The organism is Micromonospora sp. L5 (assembly GCF_000177655.2).
GTDB lineage: Bacteria > Actinomycetota > Actinomycetes > Mycobacteriales > Micromonosporaceae > Micromonospora > Micromonospora aurantiaca.
Window position 1 is genome coordinate 3,387,579 of record NC_014815.1, and the last position, 11,666, is coordinate 3,399,244.

An 11,666-nucleotide genomic window follows, 5' to 3' on the forward strand; every position below is an offset into this window, starting at 1 on the left:
GCACACACGCATGGTGATCTACTTCGTCCGGCGGCTGGCCATCCTCGCGGTATCGCTGTTCGCCGCGTCGATCCTCGTCTTCACGATGCTGGCGCTGCTGCCGGGCGACCAGGCGCAGGCGATGCTCGGCGTCAACGCCACCCCGGAGGCGCTGGAGGCGCTGCGGGAGCAGTTCGGGACGAACCGGCCGTTCACCGAGCGGTACCTCGAATGGGCCGGCGGCCTGATCCGCGGTGACTTCGGCATCTCGCCGCTCAGCGGGGTGTCGGTCGGCTCGGAGATCGCCGACAAGCTCGGCGTGACGGTGCCGCTCATCCTGGCCGGGATGACGCTGGCGCTGCTCATCGCCGTACCGCTGGGCATCCTCGCCGCGGTGAAGAGCCGTACCGCGATCGGAACGGCGCTGTCGGCGCTGAGCCAGGTCGGCATCGCCGTGCCGTCGTTCTGGCTGGGCATCCTGCTCATCACCGTGTTCGCGGTGAAGTTGCAGTGGCTGCCCGCCGGCGGGTTCACCGGATGGGACGACGTCGGCGGCGCCGTGCAGGCCCTGCTGATGCCGGCGCTGGTCCTCGGCGTGGCCCAGGGCGCGATCCTGATGCGCTACGTCCGGTCCGCTGTGGTCGAGGTCATGCAGGAGGACTTCATCCAGACCGCGCGGGCCAAGGGGCTGAGCCGCTCGCAGGCGCTGACCCGGCACGCGCTGCGCAACGCGGCCATCCCGGTCATCACGGTCCTCGGTCTGCAACTCGCGACGCTGCTCATCGGCACCGTCGTGATCGAGAACGTCTTCGGCCTGCCCGGTCTCGGCCGGATGCTGCTCCAGGACGTGGGCAACCGCGACCTGCTGAAGGTGCAGGGCACCGTGATGGTGCTGACCGCCGCGGTGCTTCTGATCAACTTCGTCGTCGACGTGGTGTACCACGCGGTCGACCCCAGGCTGAGGAGCAAGGCATGACATCAGTCGCCGACGCCCCACCGGACGCCACCGCCGACGTCGTCGCGGCCGGCCCCGTCAAGCCGCGCCGCCGCTGGAACCTCACGCTGGTGATCGGCGCCGGCCTGGTGGGCCTGGTCGTCCTCACCGCGCTGGTGTCGTTCCTCTGGACGCCGTACGACCCCACCCGGGTCGACCCGTCGCAGACGCTGCTGTCCCCGGGCGGGGACCACTGGCTCGGCACCGACCACTTCGGCCGGGACATCGTCAGCCAGCTCCTCGTCGGCGCGCGGACCACACTGTTCGTCGGTGTGGTCGCCGTCGCGATCGCCGCCGCCGTCGGCGTACCCCTGGGTCTGCTCGCCGCCACCGGGCACCGCTGGCTCAGCGAGCCGGTGATGCGGGCGCTGGACATCGTGTTCGCCTTCCCGGCCATCCTGCTGGCGATCATCCTGGCCGCAGGCTTCGGCGCCTCCACGCTCACCGGCATGATCGCGATCGGCGTCGCGAACGTCCCCGTGTTCGGCCGTCTCACCCGGGCCGGCGCGATGCAGGTGCTGCAGAGCGACTTCGTGCTGGCCGCGCGCAGCTACGGCCGCCGGGGCGTGGTGCTCATGGTCCGGTACGTGCTGCCCAACATCGCGGCCCTGCTCATCGTGCAGGCGTCGGTGTCGTTCGCGCACGCGGTGCTCGCCGAGGCGGCGCTGTCCTACCTCGGGTACGGCACCCCGCCGCCGACCCCCACCTGGGGCCGGATGCTCCAGGAGGCCCAGAACTACTTCGTCGTGCAGCCGATGCTCGCCGTCTGGCCCGGTCTGGCCATCGCCCTGTCGGTGCTCGGCTTCAACCTCATGGGCGACGGGTTGCGCGACGCCCTCGACCCGCGGCTGAGAGGACGGTGAGCGGCGTGAGCGGGCTCGTGGTGGAGGACCTCGTCGTCGAGGTCCACGACATCCAGGCCGTCAAGGGCGTCTCGTTCGAGATCGGGCCGGGCCGCCGGATGGGACTCATCGGCGAGTCCGGCTGCGGCAAGTCCCTGACCGCGCTCGCGCTGATGGGCCTGCTGCCCCACGGCGTGACAGCGTCCGGCCGGGTGCTGCTGAACGGCCGTAACCTGCTCGACCTGTCCGACAAGCAGATGTGCGCGGTCCGCGGCAACGACATCGCCATGGTGTTCCAGGAGCCGATGACGGCGCTCAACCCGCTGATGCGGGTCGGCAACCAGGTCGCCGAGTCGCTGCGGCTGCACAAGGGGATGAGCCGCGCGGCGGCCTCGGCCCGGGCCGTCGAACTGCTCGAACGGGTCCAGCTGCCCGAGCCCGACCGCACCGCGCGCAAGTACCCGCACCAGCTCTCCGGCGGCCAGCGCCAGCGCGTCGTCCTGGCCATCGCGCTGGCGTGCGACCCCGCCGTGCTGATCGCGGACGAGCCCACCACGGCGCTGGACGTCACGGTGCAGGCGGAGATGCTGCGGTTGATGGACACGCTGGTGCGTGAGGAGGGCGCGTCGCTGCTGCTCATCACCCACGACCTGCCGGTGGTCGCGAGCATCTGCGAGGAACTGCTCGTCATGTACGGCGGCTCGATCGTCGAGTACGGCGACGTGGCGACGGTGTTCGACTCGCCCCGGCACCCGTACACGGCGGGCCTGCGGGCGTCCACGGTGCTGGAGAGCACCGACGGGAGCGGCCGGCTGTCCACCATCCCGGGCCGCGTCCCGTCGCTCGGGTCGTTCCCCACCGGCTGCGTGTACCGCAACCGCTGCCCGCGCGCCGACGACGTCTGCGGCACGGTGCCGCTGCTGACGGCGCCGCCCGGCAGCACCCAGCGGGCGGCCTGCCACCACCCGATCGAGAGCGACCAGCCCCTAGGAAGCGGGAAGGCCAGCGCATGACCACCACCCCGTTGCTGGAAGCCGTCGACGTGGTGCGCGAGTACCGCGCCCCGCGGCGGTCGCTGCGTACGCCGGGCCGGCCGATCCGCGCGCTCGACGGCGTGAGCGTGCAGGTCCACGAGGGCGAGGCGTTCGGCATCGTGGGGGAGAGCGGCTCCGGCAAGTCCACGCTGTCGCGCATCCTCATGGCCCTCGACCAGCCGACCTCCGGCACCGCGTTCTACCAGGGGCAGCGGATCAGCGGCGTACCGGAGCGGCGGCTCGGGTTCCTGCGCCGCGACGTGCAGATGGTGCTCCAGGACCCGATGTCGTCGCTGAATCCGCGCATGCGCGTCGCGGACATCATCGCGGAGCCGATGCGCGCGCTGCGCCTGCCCGGCGACCACCGGGCCCGCGTCGCCGAGCTGATGCACTCCGTGGGTCTGCCCGAGGAGGCGGTGACCCGCTACCCGCACCAGTTCTCCGGCGGCCAGCGGCAGCGCATCGCCATCGCCCGCGCCCTCGCGGCCGGGCCGAAGGTCATCGTGGGGGACGAGCCGGTCAGCGCGCTCGACGTCTCGGTGCGCGCGCAGATCCTCAACCTGCTCACCGACCTGGCCGAACAGTTCAAGCTGACCATGATCCTGGTCTCCCACGACCTGTCCGTCGTCCGGTACCTCTGCGACCGGATCGCGGTGATGAACCAGGGCCGGATCGTCGAGACGGGTGACACCGAATCGATCTACTCCGACCCCCGGCACCCCTACACCCAGAGGCTGCTGTCCGCGGTGCCCACCCTGAGCGGCGACCTCCTGGACCGATTCAACAGGAGCAGCACATGAGGTTGGTTGACCGCGTCGCCGTCGTCACCGGAGGCGCCAGCGGCATCGGACTGGCCACAGTCGGCCGGCTCGTCGAGGAGGGCGCGCGCGTCGTCATCGCCGACCTCGACGGCGACCGCGCCGCCGAGGCGGCCGCCGGCTTCGGGTCCGCCGTCGTGGGCGTGGCCTGCGACGTCACCCGGGCCGCTGACTGCCGCGCCGCCGTCGAGACCGCCGTCGAACGGTTCGGCCGGCTCGACCTCATGCACGCAAACGCCGGTACGCCGTTCACCGGCCCGCTGGACGAGGTGGACCAGGCGACGCTGGACCGCGTGGTCGACGTGAACCTCAAGGGGGCGTTCTGGACCGCGCAGGCCGCCGCGCCCGCGCTGATCGAGGCCGGTGGCGGCGCGATCGTGTTCACCGCTTCCCTCCAGGCCGTCATCGCCCGCCCCCGGTACGCGCCGTACACCGCCGCCAAGCACGGCGTCATCGGCCTGATGAAGGCGCTGGCGCTGGAACTCGCGCCGCACGGCGTCCGGGTCAACGCGATCGCCCCGGCGGCGACCGAGACGCCGATGCTCTCGGCGTTCCTGGGCGGGATGGGTGACGTGCCGGACAGCGCGCGGGAGAACTTCCGGGCGTCGATCCCGCTGGGCCGCATGGCGACGCCGCGCGACTCCGCCGACGCGGTGGTGTTCCTCGCCAGCGACGAGGCGCGCATGGTCACGGGCCACACGCTCGTCCTCGACGGCGGCACGACGGCCGGCTGAGGCGTACCGTGACCGGACCTCTGGCGGACCCTCCGTACGAGGGGACCATCGGACGCACCTACGGCGAGTCGACGGAGCACTGGAGCACGCCGCCGTCGGCCGCCGCGGGTACGCCGAACGTGGTGTACGTGCTGCTGGACGACGTCGGGTTCGCCGACTTCGGCTGCTTCGGCGCCGAGATCGACACCCCGACGATCGACCGGCTGGCCGCCTCCGGGCTGCGGTACACCAACTTCCACACCTCGCCGTTGTGCTCGCCGACCCGGGCCAGCGTGCTCACCGGCCGCAACCACCACAGCGTCGGCATGCGCATGCTGTCCAACTTCGACAGCGGCTTCCCGAGCGGCCGGGGGCGGATCACCCACGCCGCCGCCACCGTCGCGGAGATGCTCGCCGACGCCGGGTTCAACACCATGGCGGTCGGCAAGTGGCACGTCGCGCCGCTGGAGCAGACCACGCCGTCCGGGCCGTACGACCAGTGGCCGCTGGGGCGCGGTTTCGAGCGGTACTACGGCTTCCTGGAGGCCGAGACCGACAACTTCTATCCGGAGCTGGTGTACGACAACCATCAGGTGGACCCGCCGGCCACCCCGGAGGAGGGCTACCACCTCACCGAGGACCTGACCGACCGGGCCATCGGGTTCGTCCGGGACCAGACGTCGTTCACCCCGGAGAAGCCGTTCTTCCTCTATCTGGCGTACGCCGCGGCGCACGCGCCGCACCAGGCCCCGCCGGAGTACCTGGCGAAGTACCGCGGCCGCTACGACGCCGGCTGGGACGTCATCCGCGCGGACCGGCACCGGCGGCAGATCGGGCTGGGCATCATCCCGCCGGACGCGCCGCTGCCGCCGCACAACCCGGGCGTCGTGCCGTGGGACGACGTGCCGCCGGAGCAGCGGCGCCTGTTCGCCCGCATGCAGGAGGCGTACGCGGCGATGGTCGACCACACCGACGCCCAGCTCGGGCGCCTGGTCGACTTCCTGGAGCGGATCGGCCGGCTGGACGACACGATCTTCGTGGTCATGTCGGACAACGGCGCGAGCCCCGAGGGCACGCCGCTCGGCACGCTCAACCCCACCGCGTTCCAGAACCGGGTGCCGGAGAACCTCCAGGACAGCCTGGACCGGATCGACGAGATCGGCGGCCCGCGGGCGCAGAGCAACTACCCGCTGGGCTGGGCGCAGGTCAGCAACACCCCGTTCCGCCGCTACAAGCAGCACACCCACGAGGGCGGGGTGCGGGTGCCGTTCGTGCTGAGCTGGCCGGCCGGTGACGTACCCGGCGGGCAGGTGCGGACGCAGTTCCAGCACAGCATCGACGTCACCGCGACGGTGCTGGACCTGGTCGGGGTGCAGCCGCCCGCGGTGCGCCGGGGCGTCCCGCAGATGCCGCTGCACGGCCGCAGCTTCCGCGACGGGCTGCGCGACCCGGCGGCGCCGCCGTCGCGGGACCGCCAGTACTTCGAGATGTTCGGCCACCGCGGCATCTACCACCAGGGCTGGAAGGCTGTCGCGTTCCACGAGCGGGGCACCTCCTGGGACGAGGACCGCTGGGAGCTGTACCGGATCGACGAGGACCCGACCGAGAGCCGGGACCTGGCCGCCGAGCATCCGGAGGTGCTGCGGCGTCTCATCGAGGAGTTCTGGATCGAGGCGGCCCGCTACGACGTGCTGCCGCTGGACGACAGGGGATTCGCGATCCGGGCCCGGGTGCCGCGCCCCGGATCGGTGCGGGACCGGCTGGACTTCACCTACCTGGCCGGCGTGCCGACGATCTCCGGCGCGGCGGTGCCGCCGACGATGAACCGCTCGCACGCCATCACCGCGCGCGTGCACCGCACCGACGCGGCGCAGGGCGGCGTGATCGTGGTGCTCGGCAACGTCAGCGGCGGGTACGTGCTGCACATCAAGGACAACCACCTGGTGTACGAGTACAACCACCTCGGCACCCACTACGTGCTGCGGTCCGAGGGCGAGTTGCCGCTGGGCCCGGTGGAGCTGACCTTCGAGCTGACGAAGACCGCCGACTGCCAGGGCACCGGCCGCCTGTACGTGGACGGCGAGGCGGCGGGGGAGGCGCTGTTCCCGCGACTGCTGCCGTTCTTCCACGGGTTCGCCGGCATGGACGTCGGTCGCAGCATCCACTCGCCGGTGTCACAGAGCTACCCGGCCCGGCACGAGTTCTCCGGCGAACTGGAGTACGTGCGGTTCCGGCTCGCCGCGTCCGAGGAGGTCGGCGAGCCGATCGCACCGGCGGGCGGCGTCGCGCCGCGTCCGTCGGCCGGCGTCGGGTTCGAGGTGGTGGACTGACGCGCGCCCGCGCGTACGACGACGGCGCGTGGACGGACCTCCTCGTCTGTCCACGCGCCGTCCGTCTGTCGGGCCTCAGCGCAGGGCCAGGCCCCAGAGCGGGTCCTCCAGGAACCGCCCGACGTGGGCGAGCACCCGGCTGCCCAGCTCCCCGTCCACCAGCCGGTGGTCGAACGACAGCGACAACTGCGCCGTCCACCGGGGAACGACCTGCTCGTCGACCACCCACGGCATCCGGCGCAGCGCGCCGAGGCAGAGGATCGCCGCCTCACCCGGGTTGAGGATCGGGGTGCCGGCATCCACCCCGAACACCCCGATGTTGGTGATGGTGATGGTCCCGCCGGACAGGTCGGCGGGACGGGTGCGGCCCTCCCGCGCGGTGCTCGCCAGCTCGTTCAGGGCGACCGCGAGATCGCGTACCGGAAGGTTCTGCGCGGCCTTGACGTTCGGCACCAGCAGGCCGCGCGGCGTCGCGGCGGCGATGCCCAGGTTGACGTCGGCGAACCGGACGATCTCCTGGTTCTCCTCGTCCCACCGGGTATTGACGTCCGGATACCGGCGGACCGCGTCCAGCACCGCGAGCGACGCCACGAGCAGCGGGCTGACCTTCACCCCCTGGAACGCCGGGTCCTGCTTCAGCCGGTCCACGAACTCGACGGTGCCTGTCATGTCGACGGTGAGGAACTCGGTGACGTGCGGCGCGGTGAACGCGCTGGCGACCATCGCGGCGGCTGTCGCCTTGCGCACCCCGCGCACGGGCAGGCGCTCGTCCCGCCGGTGGTCGGCCACCGGCGCCGGGCCGGTGGTGTGGTCGAGCAGGTCCTGGCGCGTGATCCGGCCGTCGGGGCCGCTGCCGCGGACGTCGGCCAGCTCCACGCCGAGGTCCTTGGCGAGCTTGCGCAGCGGCGGCTTGGTGAGCACCGGCGGCCGGGACGTGTGCGCCGGGCGGGCGGGTTCGGCCGGGCGGACGGACGGCGTCGCGCGGCGTAGCCGGCGTGTCCGCGCCTGCGCGGACACCCCGTAGCCGACGAGCACCGCGGTACGTTCCACGGCCGGCTCGTCGGCGGGCGGCGGCGCGGCGGCCGGCGCGGCATCCGGGGCGTCCGCGTCGTCCCCGGTCCGGATCGCGATGATCGGCGCGCCGACCTCGACTGTCTGTCCCTCCCCGGCCAGGAGGCGGTCCACCACACCGGCGTACGGGCTGGGCAGCTCGACCACGGCCTTGGCGGTCTCGATGTCCACGATGACGTCGTTGAGGCCGACCGGATCGCCCGGTGCGACCCGCCAGGTGACGATCTCGGCCTCGGTGAGGCCCTCGCCGACGTCGGGCAGACGGAACTGCTGAACGCTCACGGGTACCTCTCCCTTCACGCGGCCAGGACGCGGTCGACGGCGTCGAGGATCCGGTCCAGGTCGGGCAGGTACTCCTCCTCGACCTTGGCCGGCGGGTACGGCAGGTTGAAGCCGCCGACCCGCTCGACCGGCGCCTCCAGCGAGTAGAAGCACCGGCTCGTGACCTGCGCGACGACCTCGGCGCCGAACCCGGCGAACGTGGGGGCCTCGTGGACCACCACCGCCCGGCCGGTACGGCGCACGGACTCCTCGATGGTCGCCACGTCCAGCGGGGAGATGGACCGCAGGTCGATCACCTCGATGTCGCGGCCCTCCTGAGCGGCGGCTTCGGCGGCGGCGACGCAGGTGGCGACCGTGCCGCCGTACGTCAGCAGCGTCACGTCGGTGCCCGGCCGCACGGTCCGGGCGCGGTCCAGCGGCAGCGGCGGCCCGGCGGTTGTCACCTCGCCCTTGACCCAGTAGCGGCGCTTCGGCTCGTAGAAGATCACCGGGTCGTCACCGGCGACGGCCTGCCGGATCATCCAGTGCGCGTCGTCCGGGCTGGCGCAGTAGACGACCCGGAGCCCGGCGGTGTGCGCGAAGTACGCCTCGTTCGACTCGCTGTGGTGCTCCACCGCGCCGATGCCGCCACCGACCGGAATGCGCACCACCACCGGAAGGGCGGTACGGCCGCCGGTGCGGGCCCGCATCTTGGCGAGCTGGGAGACGATCTGGTTGAACGCGGGGTAGACGAAGCCGTCGAACTGGATCTCGCAGACCGGGCGGTACCCGCGTAGCGCCAGCCCGATGGCGGTGCCGACGATCCCGGACTCGGCGAGGGTGGTGTCCACCACCCGGGCCTCGCCGAAGTCCTTCTGGAGACCGTCGGTGACCCGGAAGACGCCGCCGAGCCGGCCGACGTCCTCGCCCATCAGGAGGACCTTGTCGTCGTCCTCCATGGCGCGGCGCAGGCCGGAGTTCAGTGCCTGACAGAGAGTGAGCATGAACGAGTTCTCCGATCGGGGCGGGCGTCAGTCGAGGAAGGAGGTGCGGTAGGCGACGAACGCGTCGCGCTCCTCCCGCAGAAGCGGGGGCACGTCGGCCAGCACTGTGGCGAAGGCGTCGGCGAGGTCCGGCGCCTCCAGCGCCAGGCACTCCCGGCGGGTACGGTCGGCCAGTTCGTCCGCCTCGGCCTGGATCCCGCCGAGGAACGCCTCGTCGCTCCAGCCCTCGGCGCGCATGAGCGCCTCGACCCGGGCCAGCGGATCCCGCGCCCGCCACGCCGCCAGCTCGTCGTCGGTGCGGTACCGGGTCGGGTCGTCCGACGTGCTGTGCCCACCCATCCGGTACGTGGTGGCCTCGACGATCGCGGGGCCGTGGCCGGACCGGGCGTGTTCGGTCACCGCGGACGTCACCGCGTACACCGCCAGCACGTCGTTGCCGTCGACCCACTCGCTGCGCAGGCCGAACCCGGCGCCGCGCCGGTGGATCGGGGTACGCGTCTGCGACGCCGTCGGCGTCGAGATGGCCCACTGGTTGTTCTGACAGAAGAACACCATCGGGGCGGCGTTGACGGCGGCGATGTTCATGGCCTCGCTCGCGTCGCCCTCGCTCGCGGCGCCGTCACCGAAGTACGTCACGACCACCGTGTCGCTGCCGTCGCGCTGCACCCCGAGGGCGTACCCGGTGGCGTGCAGCAGCTGGGCGGCCAGGACCAGCGTGTAGATGTGGAACGAGTACGGCTCCGGATCCCAGCCGCTGTGCGCGACGCCGCGCCACTGACGCAGCAGGTCGGCCGGGCCGATGCCGCGCCACAGCGCCGCGGCGTGCTCCCGGTAGCTCGGGAAGACGTAGTCGTCGGCGCGTACCGCCGCGACCGAGCCGACCTGGGCGGCCTCCTGGCCGCGGCACTGCAGCCACAGGCCCAGCTCGCCCTGCCGCTGCAACGCGAACGCCTCGTCGTCGAGGCGGCGTGCGAGCCGCATCCCCCGGTACAGGTCACGGGTGAGGCGGCCGAGGGCGTCGCGGTCGGCGTCGACGTCCGGGTGCAGGCGCCCGTCCGGGGTGACGAGCTGGGTCCAGCCCTCGGACGTACGCGGAAGGTCGGTGGTGCCGGTGAAGGGGTTGGTGACCGGTGGGTCGGCGAGATCTACGGTAGTCATTCGTCACCTTCTGGGTGCGTCGGTCTCCGCGTCACCGGGGTCGCCGGCCGTCTCGCGGATCTCTCGGATACGGGACCGCCCGCCGGGGTGGACCCGGCGGGCGGTGGTGGGCAGTGCCTCAGACCGTGTGGCGGTCGGCGAGTGTCAGCGCCTCGTCGAGGATCGCCAGGCCCGCCTTGGCCTCCGTCTCCGACACGGTGCACGGCGGCACCACGTGGATCCGGTTGAAGTTCGCGAACGCGACCAGGCCGCCGCGCTTGCACGCGGCCAGCACCTCGTTCATCTCCGGCGACGACGACCCGTACGGCGCCAGCGGCTCCTTCGTCCCGCGGTCGCGTACCAGTTCCAGCGCCCAGAACACGCCGAGTCCGCGGACGTCACCGACGCTCGGGTGCCGTTCGGCGAGTTCGCGCAGCCCCGGGCCCAGCACGTCGGCGCCGATCGTGGCGGCGTTCTCGACGATCCGCTCGTTCCGCATCACGTTGATGGTCGCGACGGCGGCGGCGGTGGCCAGCGGGTGACCGGAGTAGGTCAGGCCGCCGGGGTAGGCACGGGTGGCGAACGTCTCCGCGACGTGCTCGGCGATCACCACACCGCCGAGCGGGACGTAACCGGAGTTGACGCCCTTGGCGAAGGTGATCAGGTCGGGCGTCACGCCGTAGTGGTCCAGCGCGAACCAGGCACCGGTACGCCCGAAGCCCGCCATCACCTCGTCGGCGATGTAGAGGATGCCGTGCCTGTCGCACAGCTCCCGTACGCCCGCGAGGAAGCCCGGCGGCGGCGGCATGATGCCGGCGGTGCCCGGCACCGTCTCCAGCACGATCGCCGCGATGGTGGACGGGCCCTCCATCTCCACGACGCGTTCGAGGTGGCGCAGCGCGAGCGCGCACTCCTCCTCCTCGGTCGTGGCGCCGAACTCCGACCGGTACAGGAACGGGCCGAAGAAGTGCACCACCCCGGCGGTGCCGTTGTCGCTGGGCCAGCGGCGCGGGTCGCCGGTGAGGTTCACCGCGGTCTGGGTGCCGCCGTGGTAGCTGCGGTACTGCGACAGCACCTTCGGCCGGCCGGTGTGCAGCCGGGCCATCCGGACGGCGTGCTCGATCGCGTCCGCGCCGCCGTTGGTGAAGAACACCTTGGAAAGGCCGGCCGGGGTCAGCTCCGTGATCAGCCGGGCCGCCTCGCCGCGGGCGTCGTTGGCGTACGACGGCGCGATCGTGCACAGGCGGGCCGCCTGCTCCTGGATCGCCGCGACCACCACCGGGTGCTGGTGGCCGATGTTGGTGTTGACGAGCTGCGACGAGAAGTCCAGGTAGCGGTTCCCGTCGCCGTCCCAGAAGTACGAGCCCTCGGCGCGCTCGACCACCATCGGGTCGAGCAGCGACTGGGCGGACCAGGAGTGGAAGACGTGCGCCCGGTCGAGTTCGTAGGTGCGTTGTGCGCTGCTGCTCATCGGCGTTCTCTC

The 11,666-nt window shown here is 72.2% G+C and carries 10 protein-coding genes; 6 read left to right on the top strand and 4 right to left on the bottom strand.

The window, feature by feature from the left end; all coding sequences use genetic code 11:
* Nucleotides 1-10 precede the first annotated feature (10 nt).
* From ML5_RS16040 to ML5_RS16065, 6 genes are read left to right on the top strand one after another with little or no spacing between them, the layout of a single operon-like run.
* Entirely contained in the window at nucleotides 11-955 is a 945-nt protein-coding gene (locus ML5_RS16040; RefSeq protein ID WP_013288208.1) for an ABC transporter permease, read from the top strand.
* A complete protein-coding gene (locus ML5_RS16045) occupies nucleotides 952-1,836 on the top strand; it encodes an ABC transporter permease (protein ID WP_013288207.1) in 885 nt (294 codons plus the stop codon). Before ML5_RS16040 ends, ML5_RS16045 begins: the two co-directional genes overlap by 4 nt.
* Nucleotides 1,837-1,841: 5 nt before the next feature.
* Entirely contained in the window at nucleotides 1,842-2,828 is a 987-nt protein-coding gene (locus ML5_RS16050) for an ABC transporter ATP-binding protein (protein WP_236619421.1), read from the top strand.
* On the top strand, nucleotides 2,825-3,649 hold the full coding sequence (locus tag ML5_RS16055) for an ATP-binding cassette domain-containing protein (protein WP_013475387.1): 825 nt from the start codon (nucleotides 2,825-2,827) through the stop codon (nucleotides 3,647-3,649). The genes ML5_RS16050 and ML5_RS16055 overlap by 4 nt, the downstream gene beginning before the upstream one ends.
* A complete protein-coding gene (locus ML5_RS16060; protein ID WP_013475388.1) occupies nucleotides 3,646-4,401 on the top strand; it encodes an SDR family NAD(P)-dependent oxidoreductase in 756 nt (251 codons plus the stop codon). The genes ML5_RS16055 and ML5_RS16060 overlap by 4 nt, the downstream gene beginning before the upstream one ends.
* A gap of 8 nt (nucleotides 4,402-4,409) precedes the next feature.
* Nucleotides 4,410-6,710: an arylsulfatase gene (locus ML5_RS16065; RefSeq protein ID WP_013475389.1), complete on the top strand. Its 2,301-nt coding sequence runs from the start codon at nucleotides 4,410-4,412 to the stop codon at nucleotides 6,708-6,710.
* A gap of 75 nt (nucleotides 6,711-6,785) precedes the next feature.
* On the opposite strand, the gene ML5_RS16070 is transcribed toward ML5_RS16065, so the two are convergent.
* From ML5_RS16070 to ML5_RS16085, 4 genes are all read right to left on the bottom strand, one after another.
* Nucleotides 6,786-8,063: a dihydrolipoamide acetyltransferase family protein gene (locus tag ML5_RS16070; RefSeq protein WP_013475390.1), complete on the bottom strand. Its 1,278-nt coding sequence runs from the start codon at nucleotides 8,061-8,063 to the stop codon at nucleotides 6,786-6,788.
* 14 nt (nucleotides 8,064-8,077) lie between these two features.
* A complete protein-coding gene (locus tag ML5_RS16075) occupies nucleotides 8,078-9,046 on the bottom strand; it encodes an alpha-ketoacid dehydrogenase subunit beta (RefSeq protein ID WP_013475391.1) in 969 nt (322 codons plus the stop codon).
* A 27-nt stretch (nucleotides 9,047-9,073) separates the two neighbouring features.
* Nucleotides 9,074-10,204, bottom strand: a complete 1,131-nt coding sequence (locus ML5_RS16080) for a thiamine pyrophosphate-dependent dehydrogenase E1 component subunit alpha (protein ID WP_013475392.1) — start codon at nucleotides 10,202-10,204, stop codon at nucleotides 9,074-9,076.
* A gap of 118 nt (nucleotides 10,205-10,322) precedes the next feature.
* Nucleotides 10,323-11,654 carry an aspartate aminotransferase family protein gene (locus tag ML5_RS16085; protein ID WP_013475393.1) on the bottom strand — a complete coding sequence of 444 codons (1,332 nt, stop codon included), beginning with the start codon at nucleotides 11,652-11,654 and terminating at the stop codon, nucleotides 10,323-10,325.
* Nucleotides 11,655-11,666 lie beyond the last annotated feature (12 nt).